This window comes from Novilysobacter longmucuonensis (assembly GCF_046600735.1).
GTDB lineage: Bacteria > Pseudomonadota > Gammaproteobacteria > Xanthomonadales > Xanthomonadaceae > Novilysobacter_A > Novilysobacter_A longmucuonensis.
Genome location: NZ_JBJMAW010000001.1, coordinates 148,752 through 171,661, shown reverse-complemented (window position 1 = coordinate 171,661; position 22,910 = coordinate 148,752). Strand labels below are relative to the sequence as shown.

Genomic DNA, 22,910 nt, shown 5'->3' with positions numbered 1-22,910 from the left:
CGCGATGGGTATCGCTCCGCTCAACCCATCCTACGACCGGCGCGAACCTTTCGAAGATCAAAAGAATCCTTTGACACGGATAAGAGCGCAAGAAAACGGATAAAGACGGATAGGTCTGTACAGAAGCTTTATTCGCTTTGATCCGTCTTTTTTCGCCCTGATCCGTGTCAACTGCTCTTGCCGCCAACCAAGAGCTCGCGGCTGAAGCCGCTCCTACACAGGCGCTGGGATCAGGCGACCGGCTCGCCGGCGCGATCGGCGCATCCCCAGTTGAGGATCGGGGTGCCGGCCGGCAGCAGCCGCCGGAACATCTCGACCGTCCCGGGCTTGGGGTTCACCACCACCGGCTTGCGCGCCGACAACAACAGCGGCAGGTCGGCGCTGCTGTCGCTGTAGGCGATCGCGACCGTGCCGGTATAACCGGCCTCGCGCAGCATCGTCATCTTCATTTCCGAATGGCAATGGCGCTTGGCACCGATGCCCGCCAGCCGCGGCCCGACCTGGGTGCCGACCACCGGCACGTCCTCGTGGGCGACGAAGGCGAGGATCGCGCGCGCCAGCTCCGGTGGCGCGCCGGTGGCGATCACCACCCGGTCCCCGGCCTCGCGATGGCGATGCAGCACATCGAGCGCGACCGGCAACAGGCGCTGCTTGATCTGTGCGGTATGCAGCAACACGTAGCGGTCGATCTCCGGATCGAGATCGCGCCGCGAATGCAGCCCCACCGTGCCGGCCCAGACGAAACCGGAGATGCCGATGCGACGGGTCGGCAGGAACGCGATCATCGGCGCGAACACCGGCGCGATCAGCAGCGCCAGTGCCCGCCGCCACCAAGTGCGCACGATCAGCCACTTGAACAGGTGCCCGCCGGAGTCGCCGTCGTACAGGGTGTGGTCGAAGTCGAACACCACCAGCGGCGCGTCCTCGCGCGCCTGCGGATAACCTTGCCGCGCGGCGGACGGCCCGGCCTGGCTCATGGTGCGAACAACCGCTGCAGCGCCGCGCCGGGGTCGCGCTCGCGCATGAACGATTCACCGATCAGGAACGCGTCGACCCCGGCGCCGCGCAACCGCGCCACGTCCTCGCGTGTGGCGATGCCGCTTTCGGTGACCAGGGTCCGGTCGCGCGGCACCACGCCCTTCAGTTCGATGGACGTGTCGAGCGAGACCTCGAAGCTGCGCAGGTTGCGGTTATTGACCCCGATCAACTGGCAGTCGGTCTGCAGGGCGCGCTCGAGCTCGTCGATGTCGTGCACCTCGACCAGCACGTCCATGCCGAGCTCATGGGCCAGGTTGGACATCTCCACCAGCGGCCCGTCCTCCAGCGCGGCGACGATCAGCAGGATCGCGTCGGCGCCGATCACGCGCGCTTCAAACACCTGGTACGGATTGATCGTGAAGTCCTTGCGCAGCACCGGCAGCGCGCACGCGCCGCGCGCCTCGCCCAGGTACAGGTTGCTGCCCTGGAAGAAGTCGACGTCGGTCAACACCGACAGGCAGGCCGCACCGCCGGCCTCATAACTGCGCGCGATCCCGGCCGGGTCGAAGTCGGCGCGGATCAGGCCCTTGGACGGGCTGGCTTTCTTGACCTCAGCGATCACCGCCGCCTCGCCGGCCTTGATCCTGCGGTGGATCGCATCGATGAAGCCACGCGTGCGCGGCTGGTCGGCCGCGCGTGCGCGCAGGTCGGCGAGCGAGCGCACCCGGCTGCGTTGCTCGATCTCCTCGTGCTTGCGCGCCAGGATGGTGTTGAGGATGTCGGTCATGGGAAAGGGTGCGATCTTAGGTTTGGGTTTTTGAGTTGAGCTTTCTGGCTTCGTAGAGCGGAGCTTGCTCGGCTGTCCGCCCGGCGTTCCCGATGAAATGCAGCGGAGCAAGCTCCGCTCTACGCTCTACGATCAACGGTCACGTCGCCGCCAGGTTCCTGGTCGCCGCAACGAACTCGTCGAGCTTTGCGCGCGCCGCGCCGGACGCGATCGCCGCGCGCGCGCGCTCGATACCGTCGCCGATGCTGTCGGCCACGCCGGCGACGTACAGCGCCGCGCCGGCGTTGAGCACGACGATCTCGCGCGGCAGGCTGCGCTGGTTCTCCAGCGCCTGCAGCACCATGGCCTTCGATTCGGTCGCGTTGTCCACGCGCAGGTTGCGGCTGGCCGCCATCGCGATGCCGAAGTCTTCCGGGTGCACCTCGTACTCGCGCACCACGCCGCCGCGCAGTTCGCCGACCAGCGAGCCGGCGCCGAGCGACAGCTCGTCCATGCCATCGCGGCCCCACACGACCAGCGCGCGCTGGGCACCGAGTTCCTGCAGCACGCGCACCTGGATGCCGACCAGGTCGGGGTGGAACACGCCCATCAGGATCGCGGGCGCGTCGGCCGGGTTGGTCAGCGGGCCGAGAATATTGAACAGCGTGCGCACACCCATCTCGGCGCGGATCGGCGCCACCGCCTTCATCGCCGGGTGGTGCACCGGGGCGAACATGAAGCCGATCCCGGTCCGGGCGATGCACTCCGACACCTGCTCGGGGCGCAGTTCGATCGCCGCGCCGAGGGCCTCCAGCACGTCGGCGCTGCCGGACTTGGATGACACGCTGCGGTTGCCGTGCTTGGCGACCTTGGCCCCGGCCGCGGCGATCACGAACATGCTGGCGGTGGAGATGTTGAAAGTGTGCGCGCCGTCGCCGCCGGTGCCGACGATGTCGACCAGATGCGTGCGGTCGCCGACCTCGACCGGCAGCGAGAACTCGCGCAGCACCGTGGCGGCGCCGGCGATTTCGCCGATGGTCTCCTTCTTGACCCGCAGCCCGGTGAGGATCGCGGCGGTCATCGGCGGCGAGATCTGGCCGCGGATGATCATCCGGGTCAGGTCCATCATCTCGTCGTGGAAGATCTCGCGGTGCTCGATCAGGCGTTGCAGGGCTTCTTGTGCGGTGATGGGCATGGGTATCCAACCGTCGGCAAAGGGTCTGTAGGAGCGGCTTCAGCCGCGATCCAAAATCGGCACCAACGAACGATTCCACGATCGCGGCTGAAGCCGCTCCTACGAAAGCGGTTACCGCTCCAGAAAATTCTTCAACAATGCATGCCCGTGCTCGGTCAGGATCGACTCGGGATGGAACTGCACGCCCTCGACCGGATGCTCGCGGTGGCGCAGCCCCATGATCTCGTCGACGCTGCCATCCTCATGGTCGGTCCATGCGGTCAGCTCCAGACACGCCGGCAATGTGTCCTGCGACACCACCAGCGAGTGGTAGCGCGTGGCCTCGTAGGCATCGGGCAGGCCGGCAAACACGCCCCGGCCTTCATGGCGGATGCGCGAGGTCTTGCCGTGCATGATCGTCTTGGCCCGGACCACGTCGCCGCCATAGGCCTGGCCCAGGCTCTGGTGGCCCAGACAGACGCCGAGCACCGGGATGCGCCGGCCGAGCTGTCTGATCACCTCCACGCACACGCCCGCCTCGTTCGGCGTGCACGGACCCGGCGAGATCACGATGCGCTCGGGCGCCAACGCCTCGATCTGCGGGAGCGACAGCTCGTCGTTGCGGATCACCCGTACCTCCGCCCCCAAAGTCTGCAGGTACTGCACTAGGTTGTAGGTGAAGCTGTCGTAGTTGTCGATCATCAGCAACATGTCACAGCCCCCGCGCCGCTTCGGCCACGGCCCGGAACAGCGCCCGCCCCTTGCTCATCGTCTCTTCCCATTCCTTTGCCGGATCGGAGTCGTAGACGATGCCGGCGCCGGCCTGCACGTGCAGGCGGCCGTCCTGGATCACCGCGGTGCGGATGGCGATGGCGGTATCGGCGTCGCCGTGCCAGCCGAGGTAGCCGATGCTGCCGGCGTAGACATTGCGCTTGATCGGCTCGAGCTCGCGGATCACCTCGAGCGCGCGGATCTTTGGGGCGCCGCTGACGGTGCCGGCCGGGAAGGTCGCGCGCAGCACGTCGCTGTAGCTCAGGCCGTCCTTGAGCGTGCCGGTGACCTCGCTGACGATGTGCATGACGTGGCTGTAGCGCTCGATCACGAACTGCTCGCCGACCTGCACCGTGCCGGCCTCGCTGACCTTGCCGACGTCGTTGCGGCCCAGGTCGATGAGCATCAGGTGCTCGGCGCGCTCCTTCGGGTCGGCCAGCAGTTCGGCCTCGAGCGCGGCGTCTTCCTCGGGCGTGGCGCCGCGCGGGCGGGTGCCGGCGATCGGGCGCACGGTGACCTCGCCCCGCCCCGCATCATCATGCTGCAGACGCACCAGGATCTCCGGCGAGGAACCCACCACCTGCATGTCGCCGACATCGAGAAAGTACATGTACGGCGAGGGGTTCAGTGCACGCAGCGCGCGGTATACATCGACCGGGCGTGCCTTGAACGGCACGCTCAGGCGCTGGCTCAGCACGACCTGGAAGATGTCGCCGTCGCGGATGTATTGCTTCGACTTCTCGACCGCGTCGATGAAGCCCTCGCGGGTGAAACCGGAGACGAAGTCGGTCTCGTCCAACGCATTGGAGTCGAGGGTTTCGGGGTAGGTCGCGCCGCTGTTGCGCAGGCGGTGCACGAGTTGGTCGAGCCGGCGGTTGGCGCGGGCGAAGGCCTGCGGCTCGCGCGGGTCGGCATGCACGATCAGGTACAGCCGGCCCTTGAGGTTGTCGAACACCGCGACTTCCTCGCTGAGCATCAGCAGGATGTCGGGGGTGCCGAGCTCGTCGACGGGATGCCCGCCGGTCTGGTCGGCACCGGACAGGCGCGCTTCGATGTACTGGATGCACTCGAAGCCGAACCAGCCGACCAGCCCGCCGCTGAAGCCGGGCAGGCCGTCGATTTTCGGCACCGAGTACTGCGTGCGCAGGCGCTCGACCTCGGCGAACGGGTCGTCCACCGCGCGGCTCTCGACCAGTTCGCCGTGTTCGGTGACGAACAGCATGTGCCCGGCGAATGCGTACACGCGCTGCGCCGGCAGGCCGATGATCGAGTAGCGGCCGAAGCGCTCCCCGCCCTCGACCGACTCGAACAGGTAGGTGTGCGGGCCGTCGGCGAGCTTGAGGTAGACCGAAAGCGGGGTGTCGAGGTCGGACAGGACCTCGCGCACGACCGGAATGCGGCTGTGGCCGTCAGCGGCCTGCTGCTGGAACTGCTCGGCGGTGAGCGTGTGGGACGAAGACATGCGGCACTTCCTTGGGGTGCGACGGGGCGGGGACGATGGCGGCCGACGGCCATCGCCAACCCGTGTCGGCACAGAAGGAATGCGGGTTCGCCCGGGGACTCATCGGCGGCATTTTAGCCGCTTCGCGCAATCGGTGCGACGGCCGCCGCCCTCAGGCCGGCACCAGCGTCGGCGGCGGCTCGGCGGCGTCGCCGCCGCCGGACTGCGGCAGCGGATTGCCCGGGGTGCGCAACAGCGGACAGCCCGACGGCAGGTGCATGCGCACGCGGCGGGCGACGCAAACGACGTGGAAGCCGGTGGAGTCGACCGGCTCACCGTCGAGGTTGAGGGTCAGCGGCTGCGCGGCTTCGATGTCGACCCACGGCAGCTGCGCGCGCACTGCGACGCGGTCCAGCGCGCCCTGCTTGCCTTCGGTCAGCAGGCTGGCGACGGTGCCGCCGACCTCGCCGGTCAGTTCCGGCACCACGGTCAGTTCGAGCAGGCCGTCGTCGATCACCGCATCCGGGCACAGCACCTGGCCGCCGCCGGCCTGGCGGCCGTTGCCCAGGCCCAGCGCGATGAAGCCGCCGTGCCAGTCGAACGGCTGTCCGTCCGCGCCCTGGCCGCGGATGCGTGCCTGGATCGGATCGATCCGGCCCAGCTTGGCGATGCCGGTGATCAGGTAGGCCAGGCCGCCGAGCATCTTCTTGAGGCCCTCGTCGGTCTCGACCGTGACCCGGGTGCCGAAGCCGCCGCTGGCGAGATTGGCGCACCAGTGGCTGCGCCCGCCGCTGTCGATGCGCAGCAGGTCGATCGGCTGCGCGGCGCTGCTGCGTACCAGCTCAAACGCCTCCATCGGGTCTTCGGGGAGTTCCGCGGCGGTGGCCAGATCGTTGGCCGTGCCCAATGGCACCAGTGCGAGGCTGGGCAGCGTTTCGGCGTCCTCCTCGCGGCGTGCCAGGCTGCTGGCCACGGCGCTGAGGGTGCCGTCGCCGCCGGCTGCAATGAGCGTGTCGGTGCCACTGGCGATCGCCTCGTCGACGTAGCGGTCGGCGTCGCCATGCTCCCAGGTCACCCGCACGGCCAGATCAATGCCGCGCCCGCGCATCGCCGCTACCGCTTCTCGCAAGGCCTCGTCGCCGGCGGATTTGCCGTTGAGGATCAGGCACCAGCGCGGGTCGGGCATGTCCGGCTCGAGGTCAGGGGGTGTGCGGAAGGCTAGCAGCGGCGCGGAAAATTGCCGTGAACCGGGGCCGCCGGCCGCTCGTGCTTGGTAGAGCGGGGCTTGCCCGGCTGTCGCGGGGCCTTGGGGCAGGGGCAGCCGAGCAAGCTCGGCTCTACGGGATTGTGCGCCGCGGCTCCGGTGCGGCGCGGGTCAGCCGCGTGCGCCGGCCACGGCCGCCTTCATCCGACCGATCACGTCGGCGTAGTCGGCCGCGTTGAAGATCGCCGAGCCGGACACGAAGCTGTCGGCGCCGGCCGCGGCGATCTCGCCGATGTTGTCAGCCTTCACCCCGCCGTCGATCTCCAGCCGGACGTGCGGGGCGCGCCCGTCAATCATCCCGCGCACCATGCGCAGCTTCTCCAGCGCGGAAGGGATGAAGGTCTGGCCACCGAAGCCCGGGTTGACCGACATCACCAGCACCAGGTCGAGCTCCTCCAGCACGAAGTCGAGCACCTCGACCGGCGTGCCGGGATTGAGCACCAGCCCCGCCTTGCACCCGTGCGAATGGATCAGCTGGATGGTCCGATGGACGTGGCGGCTGGCTTCGGGGTGGAAGCTGATGAGGCTGGCACCGGCCTTGGCGAAGTCCGGCACGATGCGGTCGACTGGTTCGACCATCAGGTGCACGTCGATCGGCGCGGTCACGCCGTGCTTGCGCAGCGCCTCGCAGACCATCGGCCCGATGGTGAGGTTGGGCACGTAATGGTTGTCCATGACGTCGAAATGGACCCAGTCGGCACCGGCTTCCAACACGGCATCCACCTCCTCGCCGAGTCGGGCGAAGTTGGCGGACAGAATGGACGGGGCGATGACGGTCGATTGCATGGCGGCTTCACTGTAGGAGCGGCCCATGGCCGCGATGGAATGACCGGCGCACGGTCGGGGCCATGGGCCGCGCCTACGACCGCTTGCGCTGGGCCTTGATGCGGTCGTAGGCGCCGTTGATCTCTCGCGCCTTGGCCTCGGCCTGCTTGCGCAGATCGATGGCGACGTTGGACAGGCGGTCGGGGTGGTACTGCGAGATCAGCCGGCGGTAGGCCTGGTCGACCTCGGCGTCGCTTGCGTCGGCGCTCAGGCCAAGCACGGCGTAGGGGTTGTCGCGGCGCAGCCTGAACCAGTCGGTGTCGAAGGCATGGCCGATCAGCAGCCCGATCAGCGCACCCAGCAGCGGGTTGAAGCGCAACAGGGCGGCTCCGGCCAACAGTCCCAGCAGCTTGCCGTACCAGCGTTTCATCGATACCTCCAGCGCGCCCATGCCGTCGACCGGCGCTCAGTCGACGACGCTCATCCGGGCCGCCGTTGGCAGCTGAACCGGCGGCGGCACGGCGGTCGAAAATCCGGCCCGCAGTGTAACTGCATGGCGCGGCCGACCGGCGTACACTGCCCGGCCCTGTCGCGCCCGCGCGCGGCGCGCGGCCCCAGGGACGCGTGGCAAGGGCAGCGGCTCAGTGCGCTGCAGCTCAAGTGCGATGGGGTCCTCGTGTCATCCAGGGGCTTTACGTTGTCCACCACCTCGCTGCGACCCTCCCTGTCCGATTCGGACCTGCCCGGCCTGCCGCTGCGCCACCGCGGCAAGGTCCGCGACGTCTTCGATCTGCCCGCCGACCGCCTGCCGGAAGGCACGCCCTACGGTGACTACCTGCTAATGGTGGCGACCGATCGGCTCAGCGCCTTCGACGTGGTCCTGCCCGACCCGATCCCCGGCAAGGGCGAGATGCTGTGCCAGATCAGCAACTTCTGGTTCGGCAAAACCGAGCACATCGCCGCCAACCACCTGACCGGCATCGAGGTCGCCGACGTGCTGCCCGCCGGAGTCGATGCGGCGCTGTACGAGCGACGGGCGGTGGTGACCAAGCGTCTCAAGCCGGTGCCGATCGAATGCATCGCCCGCGGTTACGTGATCGGCAGCGGCTGGAAGGACTACCAGCGCACCGGCCGGATCAGCGGCATCGCCCTGCCCGATGGACTGCAACAGGCGCAGGAGCTCGACAAGCCGATCTTCACTCCCTCGACCAAGGCCGCGGCGGGCGATCACGACGAGAACATCGACTTCGACACCGCCGTGCGCCTGTGCGGCGCCGAGCTGGCCGAGGCGGTGCGCGACGCGACGCTGCGGCTGTATCGCTTTGCCGCGGACTTCGCCGCTGCGCGCGGGATCCTGCTGGCCGATACCAAGTTCGAGTTCGGCACCGACGCCGACGGCCGCCTGTACGTCATGGACGAGATGCTGACGCCGGATTCCTCGCGCTACTGGCCGGCCGACGAGTACCGGCTCGGCACCAGCCCACCGAGCTACGACAAGCAGTTCGTGCGCGACTGGCTGGAAACACAGGCCTGGGACAAGATCGCGCCGGGGCCGACGCTGCCACCGGAGGTGATCGAGCGCACCCGTGCCAAGTACGCCGAAGCGCTGCAGAAGCTGGCCGGCATCAGCGTCGACTAGGCATTCCCGGTTTTTTGTAGATAAAGCTGGGCTCCGCCGCGGGCCGATCGAAGAGCTCGCGGCTGAAGCCGCTCCTACAGGTGCTACACAGAGGCCCACGATGGACGCCACCGCACGCCCGATCGACCGCTGGTTCGCCAGCTACTCCGGCGATCACCGCAACCCCACCAATCAGGCGATCCATGTGGTCGCGGTGCCGGCGATCGCGTGGAGCGTGATCGCGCTGCTGTGGTGCATTCCGGCGCCGGGCACGCTGTTCAAGCCCGGCTTCTGGGCGGCGCTGGCGATGTTCACGGCGTGGTGCTTCTACTATCGCGCCTCACGCCGGCTCGGGCTCGGCATGGCCGCGGCGTTCGTGCTGCTGGCCGGGCTGACCCATGCGCTATACCGCGCACTGGGGCCGACGGACCTGCTGTGGTTGGCGCTCGGCGTATTCGTGCTCGCCTGGATCGCGCAGTTCCTCGGGCACAAGATCGAGGGCCGCAAGCCGAGCTTTCTGACCGACCTGACCTACCTGCTGATCGGGCCGGCCTGGGTGTTGGCGAACCTCTATCGCCGGCTCGGGTGGACGTATTGAACGCAGGGTGGGCAGGTTTCTTGTGCCCACCATCGCGCCTGCAAAGCTCCCCCAACCCCTCTTTGCCAAAGAAGGGAGCCAGAAATCAGCGCGGGGAGCTGAAGCAGCAAAGCGCATTCACTTACTTGCGAGGATGATGTCGCCATGCCGCCACGCGACCTAATCCTCGTCCTGCTGATCTGCATCGTCTGGGCACTGAACTTCCTGACCTCCGCACTGGCGCTGCGCGAGATACCGCCGTTCCTGTTCACCGCGCTGCGTTTCGCGATGCTCGGCCTGCCGCTGCTGTTCGTGCTCAAGCGGCCGCTGCCCGGCCAGTGGCCGCGGCTGGTGGCGGTATGCCTGTGCATCGGCGTGGCCCACTTCGGCCTGAGCTTCCTCGCGCTGAAGCTGGCCGGGAATCTGTCCTCGCCGGCGATCGTGATCCAGAGCTACGTGCCGATGACCGCGCTGCTGGCTTGGTGGCTGCTTGGCGAGCGCTTCGGCTGGCGCACCGCGCTGGCGATCGGGGTGAGCTTCGGCGGGGTGCTGGTGCTGGGCTTCGATCCGCTGGTGTTCCAGCGGCCCGATGCGCTGGTGCTGATGCTGCTCTCGGCGCTGGCGCTGGCCTTCGGCACGGTGCTGATGAAGCGCCTGCGCGGGCTCGATGTGTTCAGCATGCAGGGCTGGACCGCGCTGGTCAGCGTTTTGCCGCTGCTGGCGATGAGCATGGTGTTCGAGCCGGGCGGCTTTGCGCAGGTGCAGCAGGCCAGTTGGGTGGCGTGGGCCGGGGTGGCGTACGCGGCGTTCATGTCCTCGCTGCTCGGGCACGGGCTGTACTACGTGCTGATCCAGCGCCACCCGGTCGCCCAGGTGATGCCGTGGCTGCTGCTGACGCCGGTACTGGCGGTCGCGCTCGGCATCGCGTTCTGGGGCGACAGGCCCGGTCCGGCGATGTGGATCGGCGGTGCGATGGTGCTCGGCGGCGTACTGATGGTCGCGCTGCGCGCGCTGGCCAAGGCGCGCACGGTGCCGCGCGCGCAGGAAATCTAGCAGAGCGCAGAAGCGTTCGACGCGGATCAGAGCAGAAAAAAGACGGATCAGAGCACATAGAGCATGCTCCTGGTCAAGCACCTCTCTTTCGCTTTAATCCGCCTTTTTTCGCTCTGATCCGCGTCAGAAGGCTTTTCGATTCACGCCTCCGAAGCCACGAACATCTCCGCGGTCGGCGCGAACGCACGCGGTGCGTAATCAAGGTCGCGCACGGCAGGCATCGCGTCGAACACCAGGTCCTGGTGCATGCGCCGCAGCGCGGCGCTGCCGAATCCCGGGGCGCGGCCGCCCAGGCGTGCGGCCTGCAACGCCAGCCGGAACAGCGGCGCCGGCAGCTCCAGCAGCCTGGCCGGCGGCTGCAGCGCCGACAGCACCCGCACGACCATCTCCCGATACGGCAGCGTCTCGCCGCCCGGCAGTGCGTAGGCCTGGCCGGCGCTGGCGGGCGCATCGATTGCGCGCAGTGCCGCATCGGCGAGGTCCTCGACATGGACCGGCTGGCGCAAACCGCAGGCGCCGCGCGGCAGCGGGAAGCAACCGAAACGCCGCGCGATCGCCGCGATCCGGCTCAAGGTGGCATCGCGTCCGGCGCCGTAGACCAGGGTCGGGCGCAGCAGCGTGGCGGCCGCGCCGCGCGCGCTTGCGGTGGCGAACACCGTCGATTCGCCCTGGTGCAGGCGTGCCGCAACCTCGCGCTCATGCCGATCGCTGGACGCGCGCTTGGTGTCCAGGCTGGTCGAGCCGAATGCGATCACGCGCGCCGAGTCGATGCCACTGTCGGCGTACCAGCGCGCGAACGCATCCAGCGGCCCGCAACTGAAGATCGCATCGACCCGGGCCGGCAACGCCGGCGGCGTCTGGAGATCGCCGCGCAGCCACTGCACGCCGGGCTCGTCGGGCGGGGTCCCTCGCGACAGCGCGGTGATGTGCCAGCCCTCGCCTCGCAGCCGGTGCAGCAGCGGGCGGCCGATCTGACCGCTGCCGCCGAAGATCAGGGCTTCGCGCAAAACCGCGCTCCATCCGCGCGGCGCCGGCACGCGGCGGACACGATCAGCAGGGCCTGTGCAGGCGCCGATGTATTAATACGCATCACCGAATGGAAAACACCGGAAAAGGACGCTGCGCATAGCATACGCACCGCCTCCGGCGACCGGCGCGCACGCGCGCTTCGGTTAGAATCACCGGCCGCGGAGCGCACGCCTGCTCCGCGCCCCGCCTGTCCCGACCCGCGACCCTGCCGCGCACGCCGCGCCGCACCCTTGGAGCGAGATGCTGGAACTGCTGCTAGCCCTGCCGTTCGTGTTGGCCGTGTGGGTGCTGCTGGCCCGCAACGTGTCGCGCAGGACGACGGCATGGCTGGCCGGCGCGGCACCGCTGCTGGGACTGGTGCTGCTCGGCGCGCTGACCGCGCCGGTGCTCGGCGGCGAGGTGCCGCAGGTCAGCCATGCATGGATCCCGCAGATCGGCCTGGCCTTCTCGCTGCGGCTGGATGGCCTGGCGTGGATGTTCGCCTTGATGGTGCTGGCGATCGGCGGGCTGGTGGTGATGTACGCGCACTACTACCTGGGCGCGCGCGAGGACGTGCCGAAGTTCTTCGCCTACCTGTTGCTGTTCATGGGCGCGATGCTCGGCATGGTGCTGGCCGGCAACCTGCTGCTGCTGACCATCTTCTGGGAGCTGACCTCGATCAGTTCCTTCCTGCTGATCGGCTACTGGTCGCACCAGAAGGAAGCGCGCGAAGGCGCGCGCATGGCGCTCACGATCACCGGCGCCGGCGGGCTGGCGCTGCTCGGCGGCGTGCTGCTGATCGGGCAGATCGTCGGCAGCTTTGAACTCGACGCGGTGTTCGCCGCCGGCGATGCGATCCGCGCGCACGCGACCTACCCGGCGATCCTCGGGCTGGTGCTGCTGGCGATCTTCACCAAGAGCGCGCAGTTCCCGTTCCACTTCTGGCTGCCGCACGCGATGGCCGCGCCGACGCCGGTCTCGGCCTACCTGCATTCGGCGACGATGGTCAAGGCCGGCGTGTTCCTGCTGGCGCGCCTGCACCCGACCCTGGCCGGCACCGACCTGTTCTTCTACGTGGTCAGCAGCGTCGGCGCGATCACGGTGCTGATCGGGGCCTGGCACGCGATCTTCCAGCACGACCTCAAGGGCCTGCTGGCGTATTCGACGATCTCGCACCTGGGCCTGATCACGCTGCTGTTCGGGCTGTCGACCCCGCTGGCGGTGGTGGCCGGGCTGTTCCACATCATCAACCACGCCACCTTCAAGGCCTCGCTGTTCATGGCCGCGGGCATCATCGACCACGAGACCGGCACCCGCGACATGCGACGGCTCGGCAACCTGCGCCGGCACCTGCCGTTCACCAGTGCGCTGGCGATCATCGCGACCCTGGCGATGGCCGGCATCCCGTTGCTCAATGGGTTCCTGTCGAAGGAGATGTTCTTCGCCCAGGCGCTGGAGATCGAAGGTCACGGTTCAATGCAGGTCGTCATCACGATCGCGGCGTTCCTGGCCGGCGTGTTCGGCGTCGCCTACAGCCTGCGTTTCGTGCACGACACGTTCTTCGGCGCCGGCCCGCGCGCGGTCGATCGCGAGATCCACGAGCCGCCGCGCTTCATGAAGATCCCGGTCGAGGTGCTGGTGGTGCTTTGCCTGGCGGTCGGCATCGTGCCGGCGTACACGGTCGCGCCGGTGCTGGCGGCTGCCGCGCATGGCGTGCTGGGCGAGGCCACGCCCGAGTACAGCCTGGCGCTGTGGCACGGCTTCAACCTGCCGCTGCTGATGAGCCTGGGCGGGTTGATCGGCGGCGTGACGCTGTACTTCGGCCTGCGGCGGCTGTTCGACCTGCATGCCATTGCCCGCCGCGCGTTCGGCCGGCGCGTGTTCTGGGCCAATGCCGACGCGCTGCTCGGCATCGCCCGGCGCGCCACCCTCAAGCTCACCAACGGCAGCCTGCAGCGCTCGCTGTGGTGGGTCCTGGCGACGCTGGTGGTGATCGCGATCGTGCCAGCGCTCTCGGTGATCCCGAGCGGGCTGCAGGCACCGGACCAGCCGCTGCCGCTGGTCGGCTGGGCGCTGTGGGCGATCCTCGTCGCCGCCACCGGCATGACCGTCGTACTGCACCGCCAGCGACTGCTCGCGTTGATCGTACTCGGTGCGGTCGGGCTCGGGGTCAGCGTGGTGTTCGTGTTCCTGTCGGCGCCGGACCTGGCACTTACCCAGTTGCTGGTGGAGCTGGTGACCGTCGCGCTGATGCTGCTGGCGCTGAACTACCTGCCCAAGGAATCGGTGCCGAGCAATTCACGCGCGCGGCGCTGGCGCGACGGCGCGATCGCGCTGATGGTCGGCGGCGGCATCGGCGGCCTGGCCTACGCGATGATGACCCGCCCGGCCGATACCATCGCCAGCGAGCTGCTCGCCCGTTCGCTGCCGGAGGCCTACGGCAGCAACGTGGTCAACGTGATTCTGGTCGACTTCCGCGGCTTCGATACGCTTGGAGAGATCACCGTGTTCGGCATCGCCGGACTGGTCGTGCACGCGCTGCTGCGGCGCGTGCGGATCAGGGCCGAGGAGGTGATCCCGGGCGAGCCCGACCGCCTGCCGATGCCGGCCAACCTGAGCCACCTGCTGTTCCCGTTCGCGCTGGCGGTGTCGGTGTACCTGTTCCTGCGCGGCCACAACGCGCCGGGCGGCGGCTTCATCGCCGGACTGGTGCTGGCGATCCCGTTGCTGCTGCAGTACGTACTGCTGGGCTCGCAATACGTCGAATCGCGCATGGGCTTCGACTACACGCGTTGCATCGGCGTCGGCCTGCTGGTCGCGTTGCTGACCGGCGTGGCGCCGATGCTGCTGGGCTACCCGTTCCTGACCAGCGGCCACGTCGAGCCGTGGCTGCCGCTAATCGGGGAGCTGCCACTGACCAGCGCGCTGGGCTTCGACATCGGCGTGTACCTGGTGGTGTTCGGCGGCGCGATGCTGATCCTGTCGATGATGGGCACAATCAAGCCGCCGCTGCCTCGCGCCGCGGCGGGCCGGGTGACAGCGGACCCGGCAGCCGGTCAGGAGGCGCGCTGATGGAGTTCGCACTGGCCAGCGCGATCGGCGTGCTGACCGCGGCCGGGGTCTACCTGCTGCTGCGCTCGCGCAGCTTCGACGTGATTCTCGGGCTGACCCTGCTGTCATATGCGACCAACCTGCTGATCTTCTCGGCCGGCCGGCTCGCGGTGGGCAAGCCGCCAGTGCTGGAACCCGGCACCGCCGCGACGCTGGCCAACCACACCGATCCGCTGCCGCAGGCGCTGGTGCTGACCGCGATCGTGATCGCATTCGCGATGACCGCCGTCACCATCGTCGTCGCGATGCGCAGCCGCGCCGACAACGGCAGCGACCATGTCGATGCAGGCGGCGAAGACGCGCCTGGCGAAGACCGGGCTGACGACGACAGCCCTGATGAGAGCCGACCTCGTGAGAGCCGCCCTGCCGACATCCAGCCCGGGGACCGGCCGTGAACGCGCATCTTCCGGTGCTCGCGATCGTCGTGCCGCTGCTGACCGCGGCGCTGTTGCTGCTGGTCGAGCGTCGCGGCATCACCGCCCAGCGCGTGGTCGGCTGGGCCGGGCTGTCGGGCTTGCTCCTGGTCGCCGCGTCGCTGGTGGCACGCGCCGACGCGGGGATCATCGACATGTACCTGGTCGGCGACTGGCCGGCGCGGCTCGGCATCGCGCTGGTCGCCGATCGCCTCAGCGCGCTGCTGGTGCTGACCACCACGCTGCTTGGCATCGCCTGCCTGCTCTATGCGGCCACCGGCTGGGACAAACGCGCCACGCACTTCCATGCCCTGGTCCAGCTGCAGCTCGCCGGCCTCAACGGCGCGTTCCTGACCGGCGACCTGTTCAACCTGTTCGTGTTCTTCGAGGTGATGCTGATCGCCTCCTACGGCCTGCTGCTCAGCGGCGGGCGCGGGCCGCGCATGCGCGCCGGGCTGCACTACGTGGTGTTCAATATCACCGCCTCGACCCTGTTCCTGATCGCGCTGGGCCTGCTGTACGGACTGCTCGGCACGCTCAACATGGCCGAGATGGCCGCGCGCGTGGCCGGCGCGGCCGCCAGCGACATCGCGCTGATCCGGGCCGCCTCGGGGCTGCTGCTGGTGGTGTTCTGCGCCAAGGCCGCGCTGCTGCCGCTGTACCTGTGGCTGCCCAGCGCCTACTCGCGTGCGCCGGCGGCGGTCATGGCGCTGTTCGCGATCATGACCAAGGTCGGCGTGTACGCGGTGCTGCGCGTGTACACGCTGGTGTTCGGCAGCGAGGCCGGCGCGCTGGCGGGCTGGGCCTGGGACTGGCTGCTGCCGGCCGGCGCGATCACGCTGGTGCTGGCGACGCTCGGCGCGCTTGCGGCCTCGACCCTGCGCATGCAGGTCGCGTACCTGGTGATCGCCTCGACGGCGACCCTGTTCATCGCCTTCGCACTGGCCACCCCCGAGACCGTGGCGGCCGGCCTGTACTACCTGCTGCACAGCACCTTCATCACCGCGGCGCTGTTCCTGATCGTAGACCTGATCCGCCAGCAGCGCGGCCGCATCGGCGAGCAGCTCGATTGTGCCGGGCCGCTGCGGCATGCGGCGCTGCTCGGCTTGCTGTTCGGACTTGCGGCAGTGTCGGTGGTCGGGCTGCCGCCGCTGCCGGGCTTCGTGGGCAAGCTGATGCTGCTCGATGCGGTGCCGGTCGGCTCGCGCGGCTGGGTCTGGACGGTGGTGCTGGTCACCAGCCTGCTGAGCCTGATCGCGCTGGCACGCACCGCCAGCCAGGTGTTCTGGCGCGCCGAGCCATGGCCGGCCGATGCCCACGCACCGGCCGCGCCACGGCGGCTGCAGGTCGCCGGCGCAGCGCTGCTGGTGGCCTACGGCATCGCCCTGGTGCTGGCCGGCGGGCCGGTGGTGCGCTATGCGCAGGCCGCCGCCGAACAGCTGCTGGCCCCGGCCGACTACATCCAGGCCGCGCGCGACACCGCGCCGCAACTGCGGGCGCCGTCACCATGAAGCGTTTCCTGCCATCGCTGCCCTTGAGCGTCGCGGTATTCGTGCTGTGGCTGTTGCTGGTGGCCGACTTCAGCGCCGGACAGGTGACGCTGGCGGCGATTCTGGCGCTGCTGTTGCCGCTGCTGGCCGGCGCGCTGCAGCCCGAGCGCGCCCGCTTCGGCCGCACGCTGATGATCCTGGTGCTGGCGCGGCGCGTGCTGTGGGACATGCTGCTGTCGAACATCGAGGTCGCTCGCCGCATCCTCGGGCCCGAGCGCGTGCTGACCCCGACCTTCCTGTGGCTGCCGCTGGAGCTGAGCAACATCCACGGCATCACCACCTTGGCCAGCATCATCACGCTGACCCCGGGCACGGTGTCGGCCGAACTCAGCGACGACCGCCGCCACCTGCTGATCCACTGCTTCAACCTGGCCGACGCCGAGGACATGCTGGCGATCATCAAGGCGCGCTACGAGGCGCCGTTGAAGGAGATCTTTCCATGATCCATACAGGCATGATCGTCACAGGCGCGACTCAACCCGGCATGATCGACACCGCCGTCGTCGTGGCGCTGTACGCGATTGGTGTGGCCATGCTGCTGAGCCTGTGGCGCCTGCTGCGCGGCCCCGGCGTGCCCGACCGCATCCTCGCGCTCGACACCCTGTACGTGAACACCATCGCCGCGCTGATCCTGTTCGGCATGCACTTGAAATCGTCGATCTACTTCGAGGCCGCGCTGATCATCGCGATGCTCGGTTTCGTCGGCACCGTGATGCTCAGCAAGTACGTGCTGCGGCGGGATATCGTCGAATGAACCGGATGCCCTCATGAGCCTGCTCGTCGAACTCGCGCTGGTGGCGCTGCTGGCGGTCGGCAGCTTCTTCGTGCTGGTCGGCTCGTTCGGGCTGGTCAAGCTCTCGGAGTTCTTCAAGCGCCTGCACGGCCCGACCAAGGCGACCACGCTGGGGGTCGGCTGCATCCTGATCGCTTCGATCGGCTACCACGCGCTGCGCGGCGACGGGCTGGGCCTGCGCGAGATCCTGATTACCCTGTTCCTGTTCATCACCGCGCCGATCAGCGCGCACCTGATGGCACGCGCCGCGCTCAGGCTCGCGCCGGAGCAGCGGCCGAAGCAACCCGAAGCGGACGCCGCTTCGCTTTCGGAAGCCGCCGAAGATGGGTCGGCGGTGGCGGATGGCGCGACCCGGGACGGGCAGCCGCGCGATCGCTGAGCGCCGTGGGGCAATGCCTCCGGCGGCGAACGCTCAGGCGTCCGGAGCGAAGTGCTTGCGCAGCCCGGCCCAGCACGCCTGGTAGTCGCGCTGGCGGTGCGCGGCCTGCAGCGCCTGCGCGGTGGGCCGGATCACCGCGCGGGTCTCGAACATGAATGCCATGGTGTTCTCGACCACGTCGGGTCGCGCGAGATCGGCCTGGCTGGCCTTCTCGAACGTCGCCGCATCCGGGCCGTGGCCGCTCATCGAGTTGTGCAGCGAGCAGCCGCCGGGCACGAAGCCCTCGGCCTTGGCGTCGTAGGCACCAAAGATCAGCCCCATGAACTCGCTGGCGATGTTGCGGTGGAACCACGGCGGCCGGAAGGTGTGCTGCGCGACCAGCCAGCGCGGCGGGAAGATCACGAAATCCAGGTTGCTGGTGCCCGGCGTGTCGCTGGGCGCGTGCAGCACCAGGAAGATGCTCGGGTCGGGGTGGTCGAAGCTGATCGAGCCGATGGCATTGAAGCGGCGCAGGTCGTACTTGTACGGCGCGTAGTTGCCGTGCCAGCCGACCACGTCCAGCGGCGAGTGGCCGATGTCGGCGCGCCACAGGTGGCCCTGGAACTTGCCGATCAGCTCGAACTTCCCCTCGCGATCCTCGTAGGCGGCGCTGGGAGTGAGGAAATCACGCGGGTTGGCCAGGCCGTTGCTGCCGATCGGCCCCAGGTCGGGCAGCCGCAGCGGTGCGCCGAAGTTCTCGCAGATATAGCCGGTCGCTCCTGCGCATCCTGCGCCCGCGACACTCGCACCTCCCTGTGCATCGCGCGCCTCATCGACATCCGGCAACTCGACCCGGAACCGCACGCCACGCGGGATCACCGCGATCTCCTGCGGCTCGACCTCGAGCACGCCGAGCTCGGTCGCGATATGCAGCCGGCCGAGCTGCGGCACGATCAGCAGCTCGCCGTCGGCGTCGTAGAAGAAGCGGCCGTCCATCGACTTGTTGGCCGCATAGGTGTGGATGCCGACTCCGTGCTGCGCCTGCGGCGAACCGTTGCCGCCCATGGTGAACAGCCCGTCGATGAAATCGACCGGGGTCTGCTGGAGTGGCAGCGGATTCCAGCGCAACTGGTCGGGCGAGACCGGGCCGGTGTCGAAGTCGTTGTGCAGTCGCGGCTGCAGGTACGGCTCGAAGGTGCCGTGCATCGCCGCCGGGCGTATCCGGTACAGCCAGCTGCGCCGGTTCTCAGCGCGTGGCGCGGTGAACGCGGTGCCCGATAGCTGCTCGGCGTACAACCCGTGCGCGACCTTCTGTGGCGAGTTCTGCCCGACCGGCAAGGTGCCGGGGATCGCCTCGGTCGCGAACTCGTTGCCGAAGCCCGACATGTATCCGTTCAAACGTGGTCTCCCAGGACAAAAAGCGGTTTCGACACGGACTTACACGGATAGACACGGATGAGGCAGAGCAACTCAAGAAAGCTTTTGCCTTGATCCGTGGTTATCCGTGTTCATCCGTGTCCAAAAAAGCCTTACAACACCCCGCGCTTCATCTGGTCGCGCTCAATGCTCTCGAACAGCGCCTGGAAGTTGCCTTCGCCGAATCCCTCGTTGCCCTTGCGCTGGATGATCTCGAAGAAGATCGGGCCAATCGCATTGGTGGTGAATATCTGCAGCAGCAGGCGCTGCTTGGTCTCGGCGTCGGCGTCGATCAGGATCTTGTTTTTGGCCAGCCGCGGCACGTCCTCGCCGTGGTTGGGCACGCGCTGGTCGATCACCTCGAAGTAGGTGTCGGGGGTGTCGAGAAACTCGACACCCTGCGCGCGCATCGCTTCTACCGTCTGGTAGATATCATCGGTGAAGCAGGCGATGTGCTGGATGCCCTCGCCCTTGTACGCATCGAGGTACTCGTTGATCTGGCTCTTGGGGTCGTTGGACTCGTTGAGCGGGATGCGCACGATGCCGTCCGGCGCGGTCATCGCCTTGGATACCAGGCCGGTTTTGGCGCCCTTGATGTCGAAGTAGCGGATCTCGCGGAAGTTGAACAGCCGCTCGTAGTAGTCCGACCACTTCTGCATGTTGCCGAAATACAGATTGTGGGTGAGGTGGTCGATGAAGGTCAGGCCAAATCCGGCCGGGTCCTGGTCGGCGCCGGCCAGCGGCTCGAACTCCTCGTACATCGAACCGTTGGCGCCGTAGCGGTCGACCAGATAGAGCATGCAGTCGCCGATGCCCTTGACCACCGGCGCGTCGACCGCGCGGCTGTGGGCCTTGTCGGTGATCGCCTCGCCGCCGTTGCCGATGACAGTCTCGAATACCTCGCTGGACGGCTTCTTGAAGCGGATCGCGAAACCGCAGGCGCTGGGGCCGTGGGCGCGGGCGAAATCCGCGGCGAAGCTGTCGGGGTCTTCATTGACCAGGAAGTTCACCCCGCCCTGGCGGTACACCGTGATCGGGCGGCTCTTGTGCTTGAGCACCGCGGTGAAACCCATCTTGCCGAAGTAGTCGTGCAGCAACGCTGCCTGGCCCTGCGGCGCTGCGAACTCGACGAACTCGAAACCGTCGATGCCGAGCGGGTTCTCGAAGGTGGTGACCTGCATGCCGAGGTTGGGCTGGGCGCTCATGGGGAAACTCCGGGCTGTGCCATGGGACGTCCGCACGCGGAGGTGCGGCTGTGCGAAGGACTCGCGTAATGTCGTTATAGTTTCACATGAAACCATAGGCAAGGCACAGCGCAACATGAACACCCGCACGCCGTCGCACGCCGAGCTCGATCTCGAGCACTTCCTGCCCTACCGGCTGTCGGTGCTGAGCAACCGCGTCAGCAGCGCGATCGCGCAGGTGTATTCCGAGCGGTTCTCCTTGAACGTGACCGAGTGGCGGGTGATGGCGGTGCTCGGCCGCTACCCGGACCTGTCGGCCAACGAGGTCGCGCAGCGCACCGCCATGGACAAGGTTGCGGTCAGCCGTGCGGTGTCGCGCATGGTCGACGCCGGCCGGCTGCTGCGTGAGATGCACGACGACGACCGGCGGCGCTCGGTGCTGCGGCTGAGCCGGGCCGGGTACACCATCTACGACGAGATCGCACCGCTGGCGCTGGCCTTCGAGCGGCGGCTGCTTGACGGCATCGACGCGGCCGAGCGCGAACTGCTGTTCCGCCTGCTCGACCGCCTCGACGAACTGGAACTGCAGGCCGAGGCCGGACAGGGCCCGGCCAAGTAGGAGCGGCTTCAGCCGCGAACCGGAACCGATCGTTCGCATTGCCGAAGTTCGGCGCGTCTCGCTTGACCAGCATGTCAGGCGAATGCGCCGCGACCTGGCTTTCGCGGCTGAAGCCGCTCCTACAAAAGCGTAGAGCCGCAAACGAAAACGGCGGCCGAGTGGGCCGCCGTTCCGTCCTTCGACTGCAGCAGCATGCTACCTGCGCTCATCCTCGATATGGATGCCGGCCGCCGTGGGCTCGCCGATCTCGCGCTGCCCCGCCATCGCCGGCTCCTCGTCGGTCAGCGTGTCCAGGTGCATGAGCCGCTTGACCAGCGGCGAGATGACGATCATGCCGACGCCGACCGCGACCGCGGTCCAGCCAACCGTGGAATAGACCTCCGTCACCCGCTCCGGACCGGCGCCTTCGGCCCCGGTTGCCGCGGCGATCAGGCCGGCAGCGAAGTTGCCGGTCGCCGAGGCGAAGAACCAAGTGCCCATGATCAGGCTGGCCATGTGCGCGGGCGAAAGGCGGTTCATCGCCGACAGCCCGACCGGCGACAGGCAGAGCTCACCGGTGGTGTGCAGCAGGTAGATCAGGAAGATGAACAACACCGGCGTGAGGGCACCGGGTCCGGCGGCCGCCGCACCGGCCACCAGGACCAGGAAGCCGGCACCGAGCTGGATGATGCCCAGCCCGAACTTGGCCGGCGCGGATGGCTCCATGCCGCGGCGCCCGAGCCACAGCCATAGCGCCGCGAACAGCGGCCCGAGCAACACGATGTAGATCGCGTTGATCGACTGGAACACCGAGGCCGGCACCTCGACCCCGAACATGTCCCGGTCCACCGAGCGGTCGGTATACAGGTTCAGCGATGAGCCGGCCTGCTCGAACAGGGCCCAGAACAGGATCGAACCGAAGATCAGGTAAAGCGCGGCAAAGATCCGGTCGCGATCGTGTTTGGGCAGCTTGAACACCGCCGTGTACAGCACATAGCCGACCAGGATCGCTCCGGCGCCCATCAGCAGGCCGCCGACCAGCGACTGGTACTGGATCAGCAGCCATACCAGGCCCACCGCGGCGAAGCTGATGATGTACAGCAGCCACTCGAACTTGATCCCCATCACCGATCTTTCCAACCGCGCCGGGTCGCGCGACTCGCCGCGGCCGAGCAGCAGCGGCTTGCCGATCACGAACACGATCAGGCCCAGCAGCATGCCGACGCCTGCCGCACCGAAGCCCCAGGCCCAGCCGTAGGTCTGGCCGAGCCAGCCGGCGATGATCGCACCCAGGGCGGCACCCAAATTGATGCCCACGTAGAAGATCGTGTAGGCCGGGTCGCGGCGGACATCGGTGCGCGAATAGAGCTGGCCGACGATTACCGAAATGTTGGCTTTCAGGAAGCCCGAGCCGACGATGATGAACGACAGCGCCAGCCAGAAGACGTTGATCGCCGCGCCCTCCTGGCCACCATCGCCCTCGAAGGCCATCAGGAAATGGCCGAACGTCAGCAGGACCGCGCCGAACAACACCGCCTTGCGTTGCCCCAGATATCGATCGGCAAGGTATCCGCCGACCACCGGGGTGATGTACACCAGCGCGGTGTAGGCGCCGTAGATGACCGAGGCATCGCTGTCGGAGAACAACCAGTGCTGCACGAGATAGAAGATCAGCAGCGCGCGCATGCCGTAGTAGGAGAACCGCTCCCACATTTCGGCGAAGAACAGCACGTACAGGCCGCGCGGGTGGCCGAGGAAGGTCTTGCCTTCTTCGACGGAGGAACCTGGAGTGGAACTCATGCGTGATTGACTCCTGGAGGCCCGCCTCGAGGCGGCCGTGGACGGTGCGGATCATGTCGCCCGACGCCGGTCGGCGCGGAAACGACGGCAAGGTGTAACCGTTGCGTGACGGCCTAGTCAAACCGGCACCGTATTGCGGCAGTGCAACATGACGCTCCCCGGCGCAGAGGGCGGCTCGCGGCCGGCCATTCATGTTTCAGCCGTGGCCCACCGCCGGCCCGCCGATGCGATCGAAAGCCGGCGGCGGCGCGATGGCGAGCTCAGATGGCGAA

General features: G+C 68.1%; 22 protein-coding genes. 10 read left to right on the top strand and 12 right to left on the bottom strand.

Features of this window, described 5'->3' with window-relative positions; all coding sequences use genetic code 11:
• Positions 1-230: 230 nt before the first annotated feature.
• The 8 genes from ACJQWM_RS00825 to ACJQWM_RS00790 form a co-directional block, all read right to left on the bottom strand.
• Complete coding sequence (locus ACJQWM_RS00825) at positions 231-977, bottom strand: haloacid dehalogenase-like hydrolase (protein ID WP_332704337.1); 747 nt, start codon at positions 975-977, stop codon at positions 231-233.
• On the bottom strand, positions 974-1,765 hold the full coding sequence (gene trpC / locus ACJQWM_RS00820) for an indole-3-glycerol phosphate synthase TrpC (RefSeq protein ID WP_332704335.1): 792 nt from the start codon (positions 1,763-1,765) through the stop codon (positions 974-976). Before trpC ends, ACJQWM_RS00825 begins: the two co-directional genes overlap by 4 nt.
• A 139-nt stretch (positions 1,766-1,904) precedes the next feature.
• Positions 1,905-2,939, bottom strand: a complete 1,035-nt coding sequence (gene trpD, locus ACJQWM_RS00815) for an anthranilate phosphoribosyltransferase (RefSeq protein ID WP_411306609.1) — start codon at positions 2,937-2,939, stop codon at positions 1,905-1,907.
• Positions 2,940-3,050: 111 nt separating this feature from the next.
• Positions 3,051-3,629, bottom strand: coding sequence for an anthranilate synthase component II (locus tag ACJQWM_RS00810; RefSeq protein ID WP_332704333.1), 579 nt, complete (start codon positions 3,627-3,629; stop codon positions 3,051-3,053).
• A 1-nt stretch (position 3,630) separates the two neighbouring features.
• Positions 3,631-5,151, bottom strand: coding sequence for an anthranilate synthase component I (trpE, locus tag ACJQWM_RS00805; protein ID WP_332704331.1), 1,521 nt, complete (start codon positions 5,149-5,151; stop codon positions 3,631-3,633).
• A 151-nt stretch (positions 5,152-5,302) separates the two neighbouring features.
• Complete coding sequence (gene yegS, locus ACJQWM_RS00800) at positions 5,303-6,316, bottom strand: lipid kinase YegS (RefSeq protein WP_332704329.1); 1,014 nt, start codon at positions 6,314-6,316, stop codon at positions 5,303-5,305.
• A 189-nt stretch (positions 6,317-6,505) separates the two neighbouring features.
• The gene (gene rpe, locus ACJQWM_RS00795) at positions 6,506-7,207 is read right to left on the bottom strand and encodes a ribulose-phosphate 3-epimerase (RefSeq protein ID WP_411306608.1); all 702 of its coding nucleotides are present in this window, start codon (positions 7,205-7,207) and stop codon (positions 6,506-6,508) included.
• 46 nt (positions 7,208-7,253) lie between these two features.
• On the bottom strand, positions 7,254-7,589 hold the full coding sequence (locus tag ACJQWM_RS00790; RefSeq protein WP_332704325.1) for a J domain-containing protein: 336 nt from the start codon (positions 7,587-7,589) through the stop codon (positions 7,254-7,256).
• A gap of 267 nt (positions 7,590-7,856) precedes the next feature.
• Here ACJQWM_RS00790 and ACJQWM_RS00785 point away from each other — a divergent pair, with 267 nt between their 5' ends.
• From ACJQWM_RS00785 to ACJQWM_RS00775, 3 genes are all read left to right on the top strand, one after another.
• A complete protein-coding gene (locus ACJQWM_RS00785; protein ID WP_332704323.1) occupies positions 7,857-8,798 on the top strand; it encodes a phosphoribosylaminoimidazolesuccinocarboxamide synthase in 942 nt (313 codons plus the stop codon).
• A 100-nt stretch (positions 8,799-8,898) separates the two neighbouring features.
• Entirely contained in the window at positions 8,899-9,375 is a 477-nt protein-coding gene (locus ACJQWM_RS00780; RefSeq protein ID WP_411306607.1) for an Mpo1 family 2-hydroxy fatty acid dioxygenase, read from the top strand.
• Between the two features lie 144 nt (positions 9,376-9,519).
• Positions 9,520-10,407 (top strand): DMT family transporter, encoded by an 888-nt coding sequence (locus tag ACJQWM_RS00775; protein ID WP_332704319.1) that lies wholly within the window; start codon positions 9,520-9,522, stop codon positions 10,405-10,407.
• Positions 10,408-10,547: 140 nt separating this feature from the next.
• Here ACJQWM_RS00775 and ACJQWM_RS00770 read toward each other — a convergent pair whose 3' ends face one another.
• Entirely contained in the window at positions 10,548-11,414 is an 867-nt protein-coding gene (locus tag ACJQWM_RS00770; protein WP_332704317.1) for an NAD-dependent epimerase/dehydratase family protein, read from the bottom strand.
• Positions 11,415-11,676: 262 nt separating this feature from the next.
• Here ACJQWM_RS00770 and ACJQWM_RS00765 point away from each other — a divergent pair, with 262 nt between their 5' ends.
• Genes ACJQWM_RS00765 through ACJQWM_RS00740 form a run of 6 tightly spaced genes read left to right on the top strand, consistent with a single transcriptional unit; the run spans position 11,677 to position 17,661 of the window.
• Entirely contained in the window at positions 11,677-14,487 is a 2,811-nt protein-coding gene (locus ACJQWM_RS00765) for a monovalent cation/H+ antiporter subunit A (RefSeq protein WP_332704315.1), read from the top strand.
• Positions 14,487-14,921: a Na+/H+ antiporter subunit C gene (locus ACJQWM_RS00760; protein WP_332704313.1), complete on the top strand. Its 435-nt coding sequence runs from the start codon at positions 14,487-14,489 to the stop codon at positions 14,919-14,921. Before ACJQWM_RS00765 ends, ACJQWM_RS00760 begins: the two co-directional genes overlap by 1 nt.
• The gene (locus ACJQWM_RS00755) at positions 14,918-16,450 is read left to right on the top strand and encodes a monovalent cation/H+ antiporter subunit D (protein ID WP_332704311.1); all 1,533 of its coding nucleotides are present in this window, start codon (positions 14,918-14,920) and stop codon (positions 16,448-16,450) included. Before ACJQWM_RS00760 ends, ACJQWM_RS00755 begins: the two co-directional genes overlap by 4 nt.
• Positions 16,447-16,932 carry a Na+/H+ antiporter subunit E gene (locus ACJQWM_RS00750; RefSeq protein ID WP_332704309.1) on the top strand — a complete coding sequence of 162 codons (486 nt, stop codon included), beginning with the start codon at positions 16,447-16,449 and terminating at the stop codon, positions 16,930-16,932. Before ACJQWM_RS00755 ends, ACJQWM_RS00750 begins: the two co-directional genes overlap by 4 nt.
• 41 nt (positions 16,933-16,973) lie before the next feature.
• Positions 16,974-17,243, top strand: a complete 270-nt coding sequence (locus ACJQWM_RS00745) for a K+/H+ antiporter subunit F (protein ID WP_332704359.1) — start codon at positions 16,974-16,976, stop codon at positions 17,241-17,243.
• Positions 17,244-17,256: 13 nt separating this feature from the next.
• Complete coding sequence (locus tag ACJQWM_RS00740; protein WP_332704307.1) at positions 17,257-17,661, top strand: Na+/H+ antiporter subunit G; 405 nt, start codon at positions 17,257-17,259, stop codon at positions 17,659-17,661.
• 33 nt (positions 17,662-17,694) lie between these two features.
• Here ACJQWM_RS00740 and hmgA read toward each other — a convergent pair whose 3' ends face one another.
• Positions 17,695-19,026: a homogentisate 1,2-dioxygenase gene (hmgA, locus tag ACJQWM_RS00735; protein ID WP_332704305.1), complete on the bottom strand. Its 1,332-nt coding sequence runs from the start codon at positions 19,024-19,026 to the stop codon at positions 17,695-17,697.
• Between the two features lie 143 nt (positions 19,027-19,169).
• A complete protein-coding gene (gene hppD, locus ACJQWM_RS00730; protein ID WP_332704303.1) occupies positions 19,170-20,261 on the bottom strand; it encodes a 4-hydroxyphenylpyruvate dioxygenase in 1,092 nt (363 codons plus the stop codon).
• Between the two features lie 115 nt (positions 20,262-20,376).
• On the opposite strand from hppD, the gene ACJQWM_RS00725 reads away from it, so the two are divergent.
• The gene (locus ACJQWM_RS00725) at positions 20,377-20,859 is read left to right on the top strand and encodes a MarR family winged helix-turn-helix transcriptional regulator (protein ID WP_330970082.1); all 483 of its coding nucleotides are present in this window, start codon (positions 20,377-20,379) and stop codon (positions 20,857-20,859) included.
• 195 nt (positions 20,860-21,054) lie between these two features.
• Here ACJQWM_RS00725 and ACJQWM_RS00720 read toward each other — a convergent pair whose 3' ends face one another.
• Positions 21,055-22,638 carry a peptide MFS transporter gene (locus tag ACJQWM_RS00720; protein WP_332704300.1) on the bottom strand — a complete coding sequence of 528 codons (1,584 nt, stop codon included), beginning with the start codon at positions 22,636-22,638 and terminating at the stop codon, positions 21,055-21,057.
• Positions 22,639-22,910: the final 272 nt, after the last annotated feature.